This window comes from Halosimplex litoreum (assembly GCF_016065055.1).
Taxonomy (GTDB): domain Archaea; phylum Halobacteriota; class Halobacteria; order Halobacteriales; family Haloarculaceae; genus Halosimplex; species Halosimplex litoreum.
Genome location: NZ_CP065856.1, coordinates 3,848,854 through 3,867,646, shown reverse-complemented (window position 1 = coordinate 3,867,646; position 18,793 = coordinate 3,848,854). Strand labels below are relative to the sequence as shown.

Annotated in this window: 9 protein-coding genes; 2 read left to right on the top strand and 7 right to left on the bottom strand. The window is 67.6% G+C overall.

All coding sequences use genetic code 11. From position 1 onward, the window contains the following. Nucleotides 1-178: 178 nt before the first annotated feature. The 4 genes from I7X12_RS19105 to I7X12_RS19090 all read right to left on the bottom strand — a co-directional run bounded on the left by I7X12_RS19105 (nucleotide 179) and on the right by I7X12_RS19090 (nucleotide 7,177). Nucleotides 179-2,287, bottom strand: coding sequence for an endo-1,4-beta-xylanase (locus tag I7X12_RS19105; RefSeq protein ID WP_198061605.1), 2,109 nt, complete (start codon nucleotides 2,285-2,287; stop codon nucleotides 179-181). A 133-nt stretch (nucleotides 2,288-2,420) separates the two neighbouring features. Beyond that, nucleotides 2,421-4,529 carry an endo-1,4-beta-xylanase gene (locus I7X12_RS19100; RefSeq protein WP_198061604.1) on the bottom strand — a complete coding sequence of 703 codons (2,109 nt, stop codon included), beginning with the start codon at nucleotides 4,527-4,529 and terminating at the stop codon, nucleotides 2,421-2,423. A gap of 108 nt (nucleotides 4,530-4,637) precedes the next feature. Then, on the bottom strand, nucleotides 4,638-6,155 hold the full coding sequence (locus tag I7X12_RS19095) for an endo-1,4-beta-xylanase (RefSeq protein WP_198061603.1): 1,518 nt from the start codon (nucleotides 6,153-6,155) through the stop codon (nucleotides 4,638-4,640). A 98-nt stretch (nucleotides 6,156-6,253) separates the two neighbouring features. Next, complete coding sequence (locus tag I7X12_RS19090; protein WP_198061602.1) at nucleotides 6,254-7,177, bottom strand: hypothetical protein; 924 nt, start codon at nucleotides 7,175-7,177, stop codon at nucleotides 6,254-6,256. Between the two features lie 167 nt (nucleotides 7,178-7,344). Between I7X12_RS19090 and I7X12_RS19085 the strand changes: the two genes are divergently transcribed. Next, nucleotides 7,345-10,794: an endo-1,4-beta-xylanase gene (locus I7X12_RS19085; protein WP_198061601.1), complete on the top strand. Its 3,450-nt coding sequence runs from the start codon at nucleotides 7,345-7,347 to the stop codon at nucleotides 10,792-10,794. A gap of 76 nt (nucleotides 10,795-10,870) precedes the next feature. Beyond that, nucleotides 10,871-12,946 (top strand): alpha-glucuronidase family glycosyl hydrolase, encoded by a 2,076-nt coding sequence (locus tag I7X12_RS19080; protein WP_198061600.1) that lies wholly within the window; start codon nucleotides 10,871-10,873, stop codon nucleotides 12,944-12,946. An 86-nt stretch (nucleotides 12,947-13,032) separates the two neighbouring features. Here the strand turns inward: I7X12_RS19080 and I7X12_RS19075 are convergent, their stop codons facing one another. From I7X12_RS19075 to I7X12_RS19065, 3 genes are all read right to left on the bottom strand, one after another. Further along, nucleotides 13,033-15,381, bottom strand: coding sequence for an endo-1,4-beta-xylanase (locus I7X12_RS19075; RefSeq protein WP_198061599.1), 2,349 nt, complete (start codon nucleotides 15,379-15,381; stop codon nucleotides 13,033-13,035). 183 nt (nucleotides 15,382-15,564) lie between these two features. Beyond that, nucleotides 15,565-17,247, bottom strand: a complete 1,683-nt coding sequence (locus tag I7X12_RS19070; protein WP_198061598.1) for a glycoside hydrolase family 11 protein — start codon at nucleotides 17,245-17,247, stop codon at nucleotides 15,565-15,567. Between the two features lie 212 nt (nucleotides 17,248-17,459). Beyond that, nucleotides 17,460-18,653, bottom strand: coding sequence for a glycoside hydrolase family 11 protein (locus I7X12_RS19065; protein ID WP_198061597.1), 1,194 nt, complete (start codon nucleotides 18,651-18,653; stop codon nucleotides 17,460-17,462). Between the last annotated feature and the right edge of the window lie 140 nt (nucleotides 18,654-18,793).

Sequence of the window (18,793 nt, the reverse complement as noted above, 5' to 3'; positions counted from 1 at the left end):
CAGTTCACGGGACCTCGAACCCGATCCGAACCGCCGGATCGACGGGATCTGTCGGCCGATATTCGGTGCGCGTGGACGGCGCGCGAACGCCGAGTCGGCCCGATCGAACGCTGGATCGGCTCGAGCGAACGTCGGGTCGAGTCGGAGGAACGCGGGACCGTGTCGGGCGAGCGCCGGGCTACTCGTCGGGCGAGAGCTCGACGGTGGTTCCGCCGTCCGAGAGGGCCACCGTCTCGGTGATCTCGGTGCCGTCGACGGTCACGGTGACCTCGTACTCGCCGTGGAACCCAGTCGTCGAGACGGACCCGTCACCGTCGGTCTCGGCTTCGGTATCGGTCCACCACTCGTCGAACACCAGGCTCCGGTACTCGGTGAGCGGGGGCTTCTCGGCCCAGCTCGCGGTGAAGAAGGGAGCGTCGCCCTGCCAGTGATTGGCGTCGTTGATCCCCCAGACGAGGAACTGTTCGACGGCGGGGTGGCTGAAGACGGTCTTGAGGAACCGCCGGAAGAACTGGCCTTTCTTCGACTCGTTCCAGGCGTCGTCGGCCATGTCGAACTCCGTGATCCGCAGCGAGACGTCGTACTGTGCGTAGCGGTCCAGCCCGTCCATGATCTCCTCGGGCGTGAGCGTCTCGTCCTGGCTGAAGTGACACTCCATGCCGACAGCGTCCAGCCCCGCTTCCGAGTCGGCGAGGAACTGGATCTGTCGCTCGTAGCGCGCCCGGTCCGCCTCGTAGGGGCCGGCGAGGACGTTGAAGTCGTTGATCGCCAGGGGCATCCCCTCGGGGGCGGCCTCGCGGGCGGCTGCGAACCACTCCCGCAGGATCGGCGCCTCGACGGGGTCGACGTCGTCGAGCGAGGCGTCCTCGGTCGCCGCCACGCCGTTGATCGCCTGGACGAATCCCGGCGAGTGCATGAGCTCGTTGACGACCTCCCACTCGAGGACGTCCTCGCCGTAGTAGTCGACGATGTCCCCTGTGTGTGAGAGCGTCTGCTCGCGGACGTACTCCGGGTCGAGTTCGGGGTCGGTGACGCCGCCGTCCTCCCAGGTGCGTCCCATGGCTCCGACGACGTCGGGCGGGACGGCGAAGGAGGACACGTCGGCGTAGAGGCAGACGTGACCGCGCACGTCGAGACCCTCGCCCAGGAGCCACTGGGTCGCGCCGTCGGAGATGTGCTTCTCCTGCTCCCAGAAGCGCCACTTGTGGTGGTTGGTCAGCGTCGCGGTGTTGAACAGCTCCGAGACGTACTCCCGGTAGGGGTCGCCCTGGCTCGTCTCGTTCAGGAGATACGCGCCGTCGACCCCGGCGCCGAAGCCGAACTCGTGTTCCTGCATGGCCACGTCGACCGACGCGGCCTCGACCGGCTGGCCGTCGGCGTCGGTCACCTCGACGGTCAACTCGCTCGTCCGGTGCTCGGCGATTCGCTCGTCGGCGGCCGCCTCCCAGTCGTCGGCGCCGTCGTCGCTGCTCGGCTGGCTCGCCGGCCCGCTGGGGAGGTTGCTGACGGAGATGTTCTGGTCGAAGTCGATCAGCGCGACGCCGCCGATGTCGATCGTCTGGGGGCCGAAGCCGAGGAACAGCTCGGTCCACCAGGTACCGGCCTCGGCGTCGTAGTCGAACTGGATCGGGACGTAGTAGCGGATCCACTCGTCGGCTGGCTCGGCCTGTTGGACCCCGCGAACCATGTTCGTGCTCGCGTTGTCCTCGTCTTTGGCGACGAACTGCAGCGTCGGCGTGGATTCGCTGTCCTCGGGACCGCGCAGGTAGAACACGCCCAGCAGCACGTCGCCCTGGGCGACGGCGCGGTCGGGGACGGTCCCCTTCATCGTCACGTTCCACGGGTTCTCCGTCGACTCCTCGACGATCACTCGACGCGCCGAAGAGAACGGTAGTTCGTCGGCGACGTCCAGCGGCTCGACCACGCCAACGTTCGACTGCACCGAGAACGCCGACACCGCTTCCGCCTCGCTGGTCCCGTAGCAGAACTCCCCGCCCGGGAGGCCCTGGTCCCCGAGCGTCGACGCGAGTTCCCCGTAGTAGGGGTCCCGCACCGTCGGCCACCCCGGCGGCACGTCCGCCGGCGTCCCGTCCGGATGCGGCGTGCCCGTCGGCGTCGGCTCCGGCGTCTCGGTGTCCGTCGGCGTCGAACCGCCACCGCCGATCGACGAACAGCCCGCGATACCCGCCGCGGCGAGCGTCCCCAGCAGCGATCGGCGCGCGAGCGCCCCGTTCTCTCCATCGTTCGCACCCTCCGCCTCACCCGACCCGTCGTTGGCTTCTGGCATGTATCTGGCTCATACGAGACCGATACCTGTTGAAAAACGTTTGTTTTCGAGACAGGTATTGCGAATCGCTACCAACGATCACGAGAGAACGAGGGGACGGTAAAGCGGTGTTCCGGTTCGGATCGACCGGGGGCTACTCCCTCGGCGCGAGTTCGACGGTCGCGCCGCCGTCGGAGAGGGTCACCGTCTCGGTGACTTCGGTTCCGTCTATCGTCGCGGTGACTTCGTACGCTCCCTGGAATCCGGTCGTCGAGAACGTCCCCTCGTCGTCCGTCCGCCCCGACGCCTCGGTCCACCACTCGTCGAACACCAGACTACGGTACTCCTCGAGTGCGGGTTTCTCTTCCCAGCCGTCGGCGAAGAAGGGCGCGTCGTCACGCCAGTGATTGGGGCTGTAGATGCCCCAGACGAGGAAGTCGTCGACCGCCGGGTGGCTGAAGGCGATCTTGAGGAACTGCCGGAAGAAGACCGCCTTGTCCGCCTCGTCCCAGTTCTCGTCGGCCATGTCGAACTCGGTGATCCGCAGACGCACGCCCGTCTCGGCGTAGCGGTCCAGTCCGGCCTTCACCGCCGCCGGCGACAGCGACGACTCACGATTGAAGTGACACTGGAGGCCGGCGAAGTCCAGTCCCGCCTCGGCGTCGGCGAGGAACTCGATCTGTCGCTCGTAGTCGTCCCGGGTCGACTCGTACGGCCCCGAGAGCGTGTTGTAGTCGTTGACGCCCAGTGGCATCCCCTCGGGAGCGGCGTCGCGAGCGGCGGCGTACCACTCGGCGAGGATCGGCGACTCGACGAGGTCGACGTCGTCGAGCGTCGCGTCGTCGGTCGCCGCGACGCCGTTGGCCGCCTGGATCAGTCCCGGCTTGTGGACGATCTCGTTGGCGACTTCCCACTCGGTGATCCGGTCGCCGTAGTAGTCGATGATCGCGGGGACGTGTTCCAGCGTTCGCTCGCGGACGTACTCGGGGTCGAGGTCGGGGTCGGTGACGCCGTTTTCCTCCCACTGGACCCCCATCGCCCGCACCACGTCGGGCGGTACGGACCACGCAGACACGTCGGACCACAGGCAGACGTGGCCGCGGATGTCCAGCCCCTCGCTCTCGAGCCAGTCGGTCGCAGCGTCCGAGAGCGCCCGGTTCTCCTCCCAGAAGCGCCACTTGTGGTGGTTGCCCAGCACCGCGAGGTCGAACAGATCGCTGACGTGTTCGCGGTAGGTGTCGGCGTCCTCGGACTCCTCGGTCAGGAAGTCGGCGCTGACCGCGGTGCCGAAGCCGAACTCGTGGGCCTGCATCGCGGCCTCGACCTCGGCGTCGGTGATGGCCGCGCCGTCGGCGTCGACCACCTCTACGGTTAGATCGCTCGTCCGGTGCTCGGCGATACGCTCGTCGGCCGCGGCCTCCCAGTCGCCGTCTGCGGTCCCGCCATCGGTCCCTCCGTCCCGGACCTCGTCGGCCGGGCCGCTGGGGAGGTCCTCGACGGCGACGTCGGCGCCGAAATCGACGAGCGCGATGCCGCCGATATCGACGGTCTGGGGCCCGTATCCGAGGAACAGCTCCGTCCGCCAGGTGCCGGCCTCGGCGTCGTAGTCGAACTGGATCGGGACGTAGTAACGGGTCCACCCGGCGGGGGGCTGGACCTCCGGCGTCGACCGCACCATGTTCGTGCCGAGGTTGTCCTCGTCCTTGGCGACGAACTGGACGGTCGACTCGGACTCGCTCGATTCCGGGCCGCGCAGATACACGACGCCGAGCAACACGTCCCCGCTCTCGACTGCAGTGTCGGTCGCCGTCCCCATCATCGTCACGTCCCAGACGTTCTCGGTCTCCTCGGCGACCTCGACGCGAACCGCCGAGTCGAACGGCTGTGCGTCGCCCACCTCGATCTCGGTAGCCTCGGCCGCTTCGACCCCGACGCCGAAGGCGGCCGACGCGCCCGCCTCGTCGTTCGCGTAGACGAACTCCCCCCCAGGAAGCCCCATCTCGCCGCCCAGCGTGCTCGCGAGGGCCCCGTAGTAGGGGTCCCGCGTCTCGGGCCACCCCGAGGGGACGGTCGCGGGCGTCCCCGACGGCGTCGCCGGGGCACCGCCGGCCCCACCACCGCCGTCCGGCGCCTCCGTTGTCGGGTTCGCACCGCCGCTCGGACACCCCGCCAGTCCGGCCGCAGCGAGCGCGCCCAGTAGCGACCGCCGGCCGAGTGCCGGGTTCTCACCGCTTTCAGAACCGCGAACGTGATCGTCTACCATCGACGTGACTCCTACCAGTGCGAGTTCCGGTAAAAAGGATTTACATTCGAAGTGACACTGGTCGCGGACGCAGACTCGTGAGCGCGAGCGGCGAGCGACACCGCACCGCTACGCGTTCGGTGTGAGTTCGACGACCGCGCCGCCGTCGGAGAGAGTGACCGTCTCGGTGACCTCGGTGCCGTCGACGGTCGCGGTGACCTCGTACTCGCCGTGGAACCCGGTCGTCGAGAACGCGCCCGCCTCGTCGGTGGTGCCCGTCTCCTCGGTCCACCACTCGTCGTAGACGAGCCCGGTCCACACGTCGAAGGCGGGTTTCTCCGACCAGTCCTCGTAGAACAACGGCGCCTCCTCCTGCCAGTGACGACCGTCCCAGAACCCCCACATGAGAAAGTCCGTCACGTCGGGATGGGAGAAGGCGCCCCGGAGGTAGTTCTCCAGCACCTGCGCTCGCTGTTCGTCGTCCGCCCAGTCGTCGCCGGCGTAGGTGTCGAACTCGGTGATCTTCACACTCGCCCCGTAGCCGGCCCACGTGTCGATCTCCTCGGCGACGCGGCTGGCGCTGACCCGCTCGTCGGGGTCGGAGTTGGTGTTGAACTCGCCTGAGCGAGCGCCGACGTGGGCCTGCAGCCCGACGGTGTCGAGCTGCACCGCGGTGTCGTTGAGGTGTTCGATCTGGGACTGATAGCGGCCGTCGGTGTAGCTGTAGCCGAACTGGTTGAAGTCGTTGACGCCGAGACCGATGTCGAGGTCGTTCTCTCGACGGACTTCGTCGGCCTTGCTGTACCACTCGGCCAGCAGCGGTGACCGCCAGGGGACGATCTCACCGGTCCAGGGCTCCTCGGAATCGATCTGGTCGCCGTAGACACCCAACTGGAGCTGGTAGGCGTGCATCGCCTCGTTGACGACCTCCCACTCTGTGACGTCGTCGCCGTAGTGGGTGACGATATCCTCGATGTGAGCCATCGACCGCTCGCGGATCGTCTCGGCGTCACCGTCTTCGATCGCGGTCAAGACGTCGGAAGGGATGGCGCCCACGTCGGAGCGCCCCCAGATACAGACGTGTCCGCGCACGTCCAGGCCCTGGTCGAGCAGCCACTCGACCGCCGCGTCGGCAAGCTCCGGGTCCGACTCCCAGAAGCGCCACTTCATCTGGTTCTCGATGACGGCCTTGTTGAACAGCTCCGGGATGTACTCGCGGTACTCGTCGCCCTCGCTCGACTCCTCGATCAGCGTTCCCGCGTTGACCGCGGTTCCGAAGCCGAACTCGTGGGCCTGCATCGCGACCTCGACCTCGGCGTCCGCGACCGTGGCGCCGGACCCGTCGGTCACCTCGACCGTGAGGTCGCTCGTTCGGTGGTCGCGGATCCGGCGTTCGACGGTCGGGTCCGGCTCGGTGACTGTGTCGGTCCCGCTCGGAGAGTCGGTCGTTTCGGGCGTCGCCTCACCGTCGTCCGGAGTGGGCGTCGGTGTCGGCGTCGTCCCCCCCTCGGTCGCCGTGCCGTCGCCGCCGTCGCTCGGACAGCCGGCGAGTCCCGCGGCTGCGAGCGCGCCAAGCAGCGACCGCCGATCGACCGAAGAGTCCACCGCCCCGTCCGCACCCGAACCGTCTGTGTCTTCGGATGACATGCGCGTGCATCGTCCAAGGGGAAATGCTGGTAAAAGGGTTCGGTGTCCGTGCGAACGCCGCCGCGGAGCTCCCGAAGCGTCACCGGCGTTCCGTGGTCTCAGTCCCCGTCGGTGACCGGTCCTCGCGGGAGGTCCTCGACTTTCACCGACCGGTCGAAGTCGACGAGCGCGAGGCCGCCCACGTCGGTCGTCTGCACGCCGAAGCCGTGGAACAGCTCCCACCACCAGGTGCCCGCTTCGGAGTCGTAGCTCCACTGCATCGGGACGTAGTAGCGGGTCCACTCGGTCGGTGGGGTGACCCGCGGCTGGGTTGCGACCATGTTCGTCGCGGTGTTGTCCTGATCCTTGGCGATGAACTGGACCGTCGAATCCGTCGGACTCGACACTGGGCTCCGCAGATGGACGACGCCGAGCAACACGTCCCCCTCTGCGACAGACCGATTGTTGACCGGGCCGTTCATCGTCACGTCCCAGGGGTTGTCCGGTTGCTCCGTCACTTCGACGCGTCGGGCCGCTGAGAAGTCCCGGTCGCCGGTCACCGAGAGCGACGAGGTCTCCGCGAGGTCCGACCAGATCTCGAACTTCCCCAGCGCGGTCTCCTCGTCGTCGGCGTAGACGAACTCCCCGGGCGACACGCCCATCGCCGCGAGGTCGTCCTGTAGCGCGCTGTAGTAGGGGTCCTCGACCGACGGCCAGTCGGCGCTCGTCTCGGTCCCGGGCCGAGCGGTGGCCGTCGACGAGTCGTCGCTCGGTGTCTCGGTCGACCGAGCCGGCGTCTCCGTCGCCGTCCGGTCCCGCTCGGCGGCGGTCGTCGGTGTCACCTCTGCGGTCCGCGTCGGCTCCGGCCCCCCGTCGGGTCCGACGGTCTGGAAGCCACCGCCGGACGGTTCCTCACCCGTCCCGCTACCCCCGAGACCGAGACAGCCCGCCACCCCCGCGATCCCCAGCGATCCGAGCAGCGCGCGACGGGTCGTCGCCCGGGAGTCGTCGCCTCCGCGTCCGTCTTCTGTCGGTGCGTTCATGTCGTCGTTGTCGACGCATTTGCACTAAAACGTTCGTCCGCGCTTCTCAACCGTGAGAACGGACTGGCTGGCGGAGTACGACATTTCGTATTGACACGCAAGTGAAACAGTGAAAACACAAAAATATTTTGTATATGGTGGCGAACGTATTACGTGTTGTTTCGTACATGGATGGCAACGAGACCCGCGAAAGCGGGAGCGACCGGCGGACGTTCCTGCAGTCGCTGGCTGCGGCCAGCGCTGCGGGGGTCCTCGGCACAGGTGTGGCATCGGGTGGAGAGACAGCGGCCGACGCGTATCACCAGGGGTTGCAGTCCCGGTTGATGGACGAGGAAGGGCTGCCCGAAGGGACGTTCGTCTACGGTGACACCGAGGCGGCCACGCTCGAGGCGTTCTCGCTGCAGGGCGGCGACCAGGGAACCGAGACGCAGCTCGACGTGAACGCCGACGTGCCTATCACCGTCGGCGACCGCGTCGCGATCGAGGAAGACGCGAGCAACGGCTACTCTTACACGTACAAGTCCAACATCACCGACCGGGACTTCTCGGAGGGCGACGTGCTGCTCGCGGTGGCGTACATGCGCGGCCCGAACGCGGCCGCCGCCGAGGGTGCCGTCGAGGTCCAGGCGCAGTTCAAGTACCAGTTCACCGACCCCGACGGCGAGACGGGCTACTCGGACTCGTTCATCGAGGGCACCGAGCGGGTCACCCTGGGCAGTGAGTGGCGCCGTTTCTACTTCCCGATCGAGGTGGGCGCCAAACCCGACGGCTCCGAGTATATCCCGTACGTGGAGTTCTGGACCGGCTTCGGCCAGCAGACCGTCGACTTCGGTGGTGTCGCCCTGCTCGACTACGGCACGGAAGTCGGCGTCGGCGACCTGCCGACGACCGCCTTCGACTACGAGTACCCCGGTCGGGCCGAAGACGCCGAGTGGCGTTCGGCGGCCCAGGATCGGATCGACGAACTGCGGAAGACCGACTTCGAGGTGACCGTCCTCGACGCGGACGGCGACCCGGTCTCCGACGCCGAGGTCGAGGTCGCGATGCAGGCTCACGAGTACGACTGGGGGTCGGCCATCGCGGTCAACCAGTGGCCCGACGGCTCGGAGACCTACCGCGAGACGTTCCTCGACAACTTCAACAAGGCCGTCCCGGAGAACGGCCTGAAGGTGCCGGCCTGGGAGGGGGAGTACGGCGACGGCCTCGACAAGGACAACACCCGGGCGGCCATCGACTGGCTGCTCGAACGCGACATTCCGACGCGGGGCCACGCGCTGGTCTGGTCGACCTACGACTGGATGGGCATCGACGACTCGCTGTCGGCGACCGAGATAAACGAGGAAGTCAAACGCCTGATCCGCGATCGAGCGAACGAGTTCGAAGGCGACCTCCCCGAGTGGGACATGCACAACCACCCGTTGTTCTACCCCGAGATCTGGCAGGACATCGGCCAGGAGTACGTCCTCGACTGGTGGGAGACGGCCAACGAGGCCGACCCGTCATCGCAGATGTACGTCAACGAGCTGAACATCGTCGCGGGCGACCAGCTTACCGACGACTACTACGACCACATCGAGTGGCTCACCGGCAACGACGCCGGCGTCGAGGGGATCGGCTTCATGTCCCACTTCGGCCTCGGCAGCCTGACGCCGCCGACCGAGCTCCTCGACCGGTTCGACCGGTTCGCCGAGTTCGGCGTCCCGCTCCAGCTCACCGAGTTCGACATCCAGATCAACGACCGCTCGAACGAGAGCGAGGTCCAGGCCCAGCGTGACTACCTCCGCGACGTGTTGACGGCGGCGTTCAGCCACGAGGCCGTCGAGGGCGTCGTCTCGTGGGGCTTCTGGCAGGACGAACACTGGCGGCCGACCGGCGCCTACTACGACAGCGACTGGACGATCCGGCCCCACGGCGAGGAGTACCGCCGGCTGCTGTTCGACGAGTGGTGGACCGAGGCGTCCGGCACCGCCGACGCCGACGGCGTCTACAGCGGTCGCGGCTTCGAGGGCACGTACGAGGTCGTCGCTCGGGACGGCCAGCGGATCGGCGCCGAGACCGTCGAGTTCACCGACGACGGCGCCTCCGTCGAGGTTCAGATCGAGACGGCTTCGATCGCCGACGTCGACCTCGACGTGGACGGGCACACGCTCGTCGGCGACGACACCGTCGACCTCGGCGTGGCGCTCACCTCCGAGAGCGGGTACGAGCTACCGGTCCCCGAGGGGGCGCTGTCCTTCGAGAGCGCCGACAAGGACGTGCTCGTGATCGACGAGGACGGCGTCGTCTCGGTCGCCGGCGAGGGGACCGCGACGGTGACGGTGACGGTCGCGGCCTACGGCGACACCGCGGCGGCGAGTGCGCGCTTCGCGGCCCGCGAGAGCGCGGACCTGGGCGACCCGGCGCTGGCAGACGACGCGAGCGACCTGTCGGTCGCCGACTCCAACGACAACGTCTTCGCGGCGGGCTACACCTCGCGCCAGGGCGACGACAGCTTCTTCCAGAAGTCCGAGGGCGGTCAGGCGGGCTCGGTCACGTACCGCCTCGCCGACGGCGTGGCCGCCTTCGAGGTCGACGCCTACGTCAACAACAACGCGACCGATTCGGACCTGTCGTTCGCGGTCTCCAGCGACGGCGAGACCTTCGAGCCCGTCGAGGTAGGGCCGACCGTCGTCGAGCCGCCGAACGACTCGAACGGCTACTACGCCTTCTGGACCTACTCGCAGGTCGGCGGGCTGCCCGACGACGCCGAGTACCTCCGGGTCACAATCCCGCAGGGGCCGCAGGGCTACGCGATGGTGGTCGGCGCGGTCGACGTCTACTCGGAGGCCGTCTCGCTGGACGCCACCGATCCGACCGGTCCGGGGATCGTGATCGACGACCTGCAGGCCGGCGCGACCTACGAGGCGCCCCGCGCCGCCGGCGTGCGTATCGCCGACGACGAGTCGAGCGTCGCCTCGCAGTCGGTCACGCTCAACGGCGACACCTTCGAGGGCGGGGAGATCGTCTCCCGCGGACGGAACACCCTGAACGTGTCTGCGACCAACGCCTCGGGCGTGACGACGGCGACCGACCTCAGCTTCGAGGTCACCAGGAGCGACGAGGACCTGATCGCGCGCCTGCAGCCCAGCGCGACCCAGAGCACCGTCGGCGACCGACTGGAGTTCCAGGTGATCGACACCAGCGGGTCGGGCGCCCACATCGACGACCTGGAGTGGTCGTTCGACGACGGGACGACCGCGTCGGGCTACTGGAACGACCACCGCTACGAGGAGCCGGGTATCTACACGGTCGAACTGACCGCCACGAACAGCGACGGCGAGACCACGACGGACGGACTCACCGTCTGGGTCTCCGAGCTGGAGGGCGTCCTCGCGGAGGCCAAGCCCAGCGCCACCGAGGCGGCGGTCGACGAGCGACTCACCTTCGCCGTCGAGGACACCTCCGGCGAGAACCGCTGGATCACCGATCTGGAGTGGGAGTTCGGTGACGACGAGAGCGCCGAGGGCTGGTGGGCCGAACACCGCTACGACTCGACCGGCACCTACACCGTCTCCCTGACCGCGACGGACAACATCGGTTACTCGACCACCGACGAGGTCGAGGTCACCGTCTCCTGACCGGCGGCGTCCGCCGTTCCCGTTCTTCCGAGACCGGTCGTCAGCGTTTTAGTGGCCCCCGCGGATCGAGTAGCGTATGCAACCGGATTACGACGACTGCTGGCTCCGGTACGACGAGGTCCCCGAGGGGGACCGTCGCGAGTCGTACCGGCGACTCTGCACCCACGCCTACGTCGCCGAGGAGTCGCGCGAACTCGGCGCCGTCCGCGAGGAGCTCCGACGCGGCCTCGAAGGCATGCTCGGACGCGACCCACACCTCTGGCAGCACCCGCCTCGCACCGTCGACGGCTTCCTCGCCGTCGGGACACCCGGCGACATGGACGTGGTGGCTCAGGCCGTCGACGAGGACCGGATCGCCGACCTCGACGACGGGGGATACGTCGTCACGACCGGCGAGTGGGAGGGGGTCGACACGCTGGTCGTCACCGCTTCTTCGGATCGGGGGCTCGTCTACGGCACCTTCCACCTCCTGCGGCTGCTGGCGATGCGCGAACCCATCGCGGACGTGCATATCGAGGAGGAGCCCACCTCCCCGGACCGGCTGATCAACCACTGGGACAACCCCTTCCGCGGGTCCGTCGAGCGGGGCTACGCCGGCCAGTCGATCTTCGACTTCGAGCGCCTGCCGGACCTGCGCGAGCGCTACCGCGACTACGCGCGCCTGCTCGCCTCCGTCGGGATCAACGGCATCGTCCTCAACAACGTCAACACGGGGATTCCCGGGCGCGAGGAAGGCAACGGGGCGATGGAAGAGTTAGAGGGGTGGCGCCTGCTGGAGACGCGGTACCTGGAGAAGCTCACCGGGCTCGCCTCGACGTTCCGCCGGTACGGCATCCAGACGTACCTCTCGATCAACTTCGGCGCGCCGGAGAAGATCGGCGACCTCGACACCTCGGACCCGAACGACCCCGAAGTCGAGCAGTGGTGGGCCGAGAAGGCCGAGGAAGTGTACGACCTGATCCCCGACTTCGGCGGGTTCCTCGTCAAGGCCGACTCCGAGGGCCAGCCCGGGCCGTACAACTACGACGCCGACCACGTCGACGGCGCGAACGTCCTCGCGCGGGCGCTCGAACCCCACGGCGGTCGCGTCTGGTGGCGCGCGTTCGTCTACGGCAGCCACAAGGACCGCGCCGTCCAGCAGTACGACACCTTCGAGCCGCTCGACGGTGAGTTCCACGACAGCGTCACCGTCCAGGTGAAGAACGGCCCCATCGACTTCCAGCCCCGAGAACCCATCTCGCCGGTCTTCGGCCAGATGCCCGAGACGGACCTCGGACTCGAACTGCAGATCACCGGCGAGTACACCGGCCAGCACGTCCACGCCTGCTACCACGTCCCGATGTGGAAGGAGGTCTTAGAGTTCGACACCGACCCCGAGGGCCACGGCAAGAAAGTCAAGGACCTCTTCACCGACGAGGGGACCGGCATGGCCGGGGTCGGCGGGCCCGGCGAGGACAGGAACTGGACCGGCCACTATCTCGCGCAGGCCAACCTCTACGGCTACGGCCGCCTCGCGTGGGACCCGGACCTGACCACCGAGGAGATCACCGACGAGTGGGTGAAACTGACGTTCGGCACCGACCCGGACGTGGTCGAGACGGTGACGGAGATCATGCACTCGACCTGGCCGGCGGTCGTCGACTACTCGACCGGGGGCATCGGCCTGATGCACATGATGTACAACGGCAGCGCCTACCTCGAGAATCACTACGACCCCGGTCCGGAGGAGTGGCCCGGCTACACCGGCATCACCGACGAGGGTATCGGCAAGGATCGCAACTCCCGGGGCAACGGCTACGCCCAGCAGTATCCCGAAGCCCTCGCCGAACTGTACGACGACCCCGAATCGTGCCCGGAGGACCTGCTCCTCTTCTTCCATCACCTGCCCTGGGATCACGAACTCGGGGACGGCCGGACCGTCGTTCAGACACTGTACGACAACCTCTACGCGGGCGTCGAGGAGACCCAGCGCCTGCGCGACGAGTGGCGGACGCTCGAAGGGGAGATCGACGACGAACGCTGGCGTCACGTCGCCGAGCGCTTCGACGAGCAGGTCGAACACGCGGGCATCTGGCGCGACCGACTGAGCGAGTACTTCTACGACCACGCCGAGATCCCCGACGAGCAGGGCCGCGTCGGCGGCGACGACTGAGCGGCCGCTCGACGGGGAGCGTTTCGCGAGGAGGGGTACGGAGTGCGGTTCGACCCGAGAGGGTCGGTCGATTCGACGCGGAGCGGTTACGACACGTCGACGGTGACGGTGTCGGTGGTAGTCTCGCCCTCGTCGTTGGTGGCGTCCAGCTGGACCGTGTACGAGCCGGCCGAGTCGTAGGTGGTGTCGGTGTACCACCCGGCGCCGGTGTCGCCGTTGCCCAGCGTCCACGACAGCGAGTCGATCCAGTTGCCCGAGCCGGTGGTGTCGGTGACGCGGAAGGCGACGCGCTCGCCGACCGCTGCCGACGTCGTGTCGGGGTCGATCTCCGCGACGAGGTCGCCGCTGGAACCGTCGTTCCCGTCGTCGCCGTCACTACCGTCGGTGCCGTCGTCCCCGTCCGTTCCGTCGCCGCCGTCGCTGCCGTCGCCGCTCGAACTGTCCAGCGAGAACTCCAGGTAGTTCAGATCCCACCAGCTCTCGTCCATCGCGACGCGGATCACCTGCTGGCCCGCGTCGAGCGAGACGCCCGAAGTCGAGACCGTCTCCCAGGAGTCCCAGCCGCCGGTGTCCGGGACGCCGACCGTACCGGACACGTCGGTGCCGCCGACTTCGACGTGGAAGGCACCGCCGCCGGCGTTCGACGCCACGAGGGCGTCCAGGGTGTAGTCGCCGGCTTGCGCGACGTCGACGGTGAACTCGACCCACTCGCCCGACTCGATGTACCCGATCGAGTAACCCGATCCCGCGGAGTTCGAGGAGACGTCGACGCCCTGGTCGGTGCGGAAGGACGTGCCCTCGTTCTCGGCGGTGGTGTCACTGTAGGCGACCCCCGAGCCGCCCTGGTCGTACTCCTCGGCCTGGATCCGACCAGGGATCGCGTGGGGGGTACCGTTGTAGGGCTGCTGCTCGCCGGCCGTGTCGTCTCCGTCGTCGGTGTCGTCCCCGCCGTCGGTGTCGTCTCCGGTGCCGTCGCCGGACACGGTGACGGTCACGGTCGTGGTCCCGTCGGGGCTCGTGACCGCGCGGGTGACGGTCGCCGAATCGGAGTCGGTGGACACCTCGATCTGTTGTTCGCCGAGGAAGGCGCCGGTCGCGAACGTGCCCTCGGAGTCGGTCGTGCCCGACGTCTCGGTCCACCACTCGCCGTAGACCAGGTCCATCCACACGTCGTAGCTGGGTTTGGTGGACCAGTCGTCGTCGAAGAACGGCGCGTCGTTCTCCCAGTGGCGACCGTCCCAGAAGCCCCAGACGAGGAACGACTCGACGCCGGGATGGCTGAAGGTGACCCGGAGGAACCGCTCGAACCAGTCGGCTTTCTGGGACTCGGGCCACCCCGATCCCGCCTGGTCGTACTCCGTTACCTTCAGCGTGTCCGTCAGCTGCCCGTACTCGTTGAGCGTCGCGAGGATCTGGTCGGTCGACAGGGTCTGGTTCTGCCCGAAGTGACACTGCAGGCCGGTCGTCTCCAGGTCGACCCCGTTGTCGAGCAGGTGGTTGATGTGCTGTTTGTAGCCGCGCTGGTCGCTGCCGTAGTTGCCGGCGATCGCGTTGTAGTCGTTGGCCGCCAGCGTGACGCCGCTCGGACGCACCGCCTCGGCTCGCTGGTACCAGTCCGCGACGATGTCGGCGGTCTCGGGCGTCGAGGTGAACGGGTCGATGATCGTCGTCGAGTGCTGGACCTCGTTGACGACCTCCCACTCGTGGATGTCGTTCCCGTAGTGGTTCACGATCTCGTCGATGTGGGCCATCGACTGCTCGCGGATGGACTGCGTATCACCGCTGTCGATGGCGGTCTGGACGTCAGACGGCACCGCGTAGTCGACGCCGTAGACGCAGACGTGCCCGCGCACGTCCAGCCCCTGGTCGAGCAGCCAGTTCACCGCGTCGTCGGCCAGCTGCGTGTCGCTCTCCCAGATCGCCCACTTCATCTGGTTCTCGATGACCGCCGTGTTGAACAGCTCCGGGATGTACTCGCGGTAGTTGTCGCCGGCGCTGGACTGGTTGATCAGCGTGTCGGCGTGGACCGCCGTCCCCCAGTTGAAGTCGTGTGACTGCTGGGTGACCGAGACCTCGGCGCCCGAGACCGCGGAGCCGTCCTCGTTCTCGACGGTGACCTGCAGGTCGCCGGTACGGTGCTCCTGGATCCGCTGGTCGACCGTCTTCGAGGTGTCGGCCGTCTCGCCGGCGGCGGCGCCGGAGGCGGCCGCGCCTGCACCCCCGGCGGCGATCGCGGCGCCGAGCGTCCGCATCCAGTCTCGGCGGCTCATGCCGAAGCCGTCCGACGCGTCGGCCGGCGCCATGTCGTTCCTCTCGCGTTTCTCGACCCGCCGACCGGGCGACTCTTCGATTGGTGCGTCGCCCGGTCGGCGTTCGTCGTCCGTTCGATTCTCGTCCGTTCGTGTGTCGTCGGTTTCTGTGGTGTCGTCCGTCATCGTACGTACTCGGTGCTAACCGCTCGGCTGCGTCGATGCCCGCCTCTCCGGTGCCCCTCTGGGTCGGGGACTCGTTCGGAGAGGAGAACTGAATCGCGCCGCACGCCCCGAATCGTCGGCGTGCGTGGCGATGCTACCGCTCACCCGATCGCTGCGCGTGGACGGGCCCGGTCCCGCGTCCGATCAGGAGACCGTGATCGTCACCTCGTCGGTGGTCGTGGTTCCCTCGTCGTTGGTGGCGTCCAATTGGACCGTGTACGAGCCGGCCGAGTCGTAGGTGGTGTCGGTGTACCACCCAGCGCCGGTGTCACCGTTACCGAGGCTCCACGACAACGAGTCGATCCAGTTGCCCGAGCCGGTGGTGTCGGTGACGCGGAAGGCGACGCGCTCACCGACCGCCGCCGACGTCGTGTCGGGGTCGATCTCCGCGACGAGGTCGCCCCCGCTGTCGCCCCCGCTGTCGCCACCACTGTCGCCGCCGCTGTCGCCACCACTGTCGCCGCCGCTATCGCCCCCGCTGTCGCCGCCGCTGTCGCCGCCGCTGTCGCCGCCGCTATCGCCACCGCCACCGCTCGAACCGTCGAGCGAGAAGTCGAGGTAGTTCAGATCCCACCAGCTCTCGTCCATCGCGACGCGGATCGCCTGCTGGCCCGCGTCGAGCGAGACGCCCGAAGTCGAGACCGTCTCCCAGGAGTCCCAGCCGCCGGTGGCGCCGAAGCTGACGTCGCCGGAGACGTTCTGGCCGTTCGCTTCGACGTGGAAGGCGCCGCCGCCGGAGTCGGAGGCGACAAGCGCGTCGAGGGTGTACTCGCCGGCCTGCTCGACGTCGACGGTGAACTCGACCCACTCGCCCGACTCGATGTACCCGATCGAGTAGCCCGAGCCCGCGGAGTTCGAGGAGATATCGACGCCCTCGCCGGTGCGGAGGGCGCCGCCCTCGTTCTCGGCGGTGGTGTCGCTGTAGGCGACGCCCGAACCGCCCTGGTCGTACTCCTCGGCCTGGATACGACCGGGAACGGCGTGTGGCGTACCACCGTAGGGCTGCTGGGTGCCGGAGCCGCCGTCACCGCTGCCGTCGTCTCCGCTCCCTCCGTCACCGCTACCGTCGTCACCGCCGCCCGTGTCGCCGCTCCCGGCGGTACCGACGGAGACGTCCGAGCTGCCGGTCGACTGGTAGGCCTCGGTGGCCATGATCTGGTAGTCGTGACTGCCCAGATCCATCCCGTTGTCGGCCCACGCGTCGAAGTGGTTGCCCGTCGTGATGGTGCCGCTCGTCCGACCCGACTGTCGGATGCTCCAGTACTGCGTGAACGTCGCCGTCCCCACGATCGAGGGCTTCTCGACTCGCTCGGACGTGTAGATGTCGTAGGTCCCGCCGTCGGTGTCGACCGTGCCCTGGAACGAGTCTCCGGGCTGGTAGGGCCCGTGGTCCTCGATGATGTAGTACTCGACGAGCGGATCCGTCGTCCACCCGTACAGGCAGAGGTAACCGTTGCTGCCCGGGTCGAAGGTCGCGTCGTACTCGACGTTCCGGCGTGCCCCCGTCTCCCAGCCGAGGCCACAGACCGTGCTGGTCGTGTTGCTCCAGTCCAGTTCGTAGTTGCCGGCCGTTCCGAGCGTCATCTCGACCGTCCCCTCGGCGTTGGTCCAGAACGAGTAGAAGTAACCGTCGTGCGTGCCGGTCTGATTCGAAGTGATCGTCTCCCCGTGGGCCGCCGCTGGGCTCGTCGCCGCTCCCACCCCTAATCCCGTCGCCACCGTCGCGCCCACTGCACTCATGTACTCGCGCCGGTCCATGTCGAGGACGTCGGCGCGGTCTGTCGGTTGCGATTCGCCACTGCCGTCGTCGCCAGTATCGTGTGCCATTGTAACGCACCACCAGCAGTTACAACCTCACCCGGTTATTGTATAAACATTATCAATTATAACTAACGTTAAAATCGGTCTGCGATCGGAACGACCGACCGTGTTCGACACTTGGTTTCCCGATGGACCGGAGCGATCGGTCGCGGCCGCGGCCGCAAAAGTGCAGAGGCACGGACGAGTTCGACACCGGTGGGTCGGGCGATGCGGGGGGCTCAGACCGATTCGAAGGTCCAGAGCTGGTGGTCGCCACCGCTCCAGTCGCCTTGCTGGACGTTGGCGCCGTCGGAGGTCGAGGCGTTCTCGACTTCGACGGCCATGTCGCTGTGGACCGGCTGGACGTGGTACTGGCCGCCACCCTGGTCGTGGATGTGGAACCGCTGGTTGTCGTTGCCGTAGTCGGTGTACTGCTGGACGTTTGCGCCGTCGTTGGTCGAGCTACCGGACACGTCGAGGACCTTCCCGCTGTTGACGTTCTCGATCTTGTAGCCGCTCCCGGTGTCGGTGACGGTCCACTGTTGGTTCTCACCGCCCCAGTAGCTGTACTGCTGGACGTTGGCGCCGTCGTCGGTCGACTGGCCGGTCACGTCCATGCCCTTCCCGCTGTCGACGTTCTGGATGCTGTAGGTGCCACTGGCGAGCGAGCCGGTCGAGCCACCGGAGTCGCCGCCGGAATCGCCACCGCCGCCACTGCCGTCGGCGCCGACCCAGACTTCGGAGGAACCGCTGCTCTGGTAGCCCTCGGTGGCCACGATCATGTAGTCGTGGTTGCCCATGGGCAGCCCGTTGTTCTCCCAGGCGTCGAAGTGGTTGCCCGTGGTGATCGTCCCCTCGGTCCGGGAGTTCTGCCGGATGCTCCAGTACTGCGTGAACGTCGCCGTCCCCTCGATCGAGGGCTTGTTGACTCGCTCGGACGTGTAGATCTCGTAGGTCGACCCGTTGGTCGTGTGTGTCCCCACGTAGGAGTCGCCCGGCTTGTAGCTGCCGTAGTCCTCGATGATGTAGTACTCCACGAGCGGGTCGGTCGTCCACCCGTACAGGCACAGATACGAGTTGCCGGAGGGGCTGTAGTTGGCCGTGTAGTCGACGTCGCGGCGGCCGCCGGTCTCCCAGCCCTTGCCACAGACGAAGTTGCCCGTGTCGGACCAGTCGACGCTGTAGTTGCCGCCGTCCCCGAGGTTCATCGTGACCGTCCCCTCGGCGTTCGTCCAGAACGAGTAGTAGTAGCCGCTGTCGTTGCCCGTCTGGTTCGACGTGATATCGGCGGCCGCCGGACTCGCCGTCGCACCGATGCCGATGCCGGTCGCTGCGGCGGCACCGGCCGCTTTCATGAAGCCACGTCGGTCGAAGCTTCCCGATCCGTCGGAGTACGATTCACCACTGCCGTCGTCGCCAGTATCGCGTACCATGTTACCACTGCCGCACTCGTTTCGAGACGCGATAACTACATAAATATTAGCAATTGTAACAAACATTAAAACAAAGCATAAACAAACAACATATAACTCAGATATGACTACGCCGGCCGCGGATACTGCGACCGCGGACG

Coding starts and splice junctions, on each gene's coding strand:
- I7X12_RS19105 (WP_198061605.1), bottom strand. CDS start 2,287: ATGCCAGAAGCCAACGACGGGTCGGGTGAGGCGGAGGGTGCGAACGAT.
- I7X12_RS19100 (WP_198061604.1), bottom strand. CDS start 4,529: ATGGTAGACGATCACGTTCGCGGTTCTGAAAGCGGTGAGAACCCGGCA.
- I7X12_RS19095 (WP_198061603.1), bottom strand. CDS start 6,155: ATGTCATCCGAAGACACAGACGGTTCGGGTGCGGACGGGGCGGTGGAC.
- I7X12_RS19090 (WP_198061602.1), bottom strand. CDS start 7,177: ATGAACGCACCGACAGAAGACGGACGCGGAGGCGACGACTCCCGGGCG.
- I7X12_RS19085 (WP_198061601.1), top strand. CDS start 7,345: ATGGATGGCAACGAGACCCGCGAAAGCGGGAGCGACCGGCGGACGTTC.
- I7X12_RS19080 (WP_198061600.1), top strand. CDS start 10,871: ATGCAACCGGATTACGACGACTGCTGGCTCCGGTACGACGAGGTCCCC.
- I7X12_RS19075 (WP_198061599.1), bottom strand. CDS start 15,381: ATGACGGACGACACCACAGAAACCGACGACACACGAACGGACGAGAAT.
- I7X12_RS19070 (WP_198061598.1), bottom strand. CDS start 17,247: ATGGCACACGATACTGGCGACGACGGCAGTGGCGAATCGCAACCGACA.
- I7X12_RS19065 (WP_198061597.1), bottom strand. CDS start 18,653: ATGGTACGCGATACTGGCGACGACGGCAGTGGTGAATCGTACTCCGAC.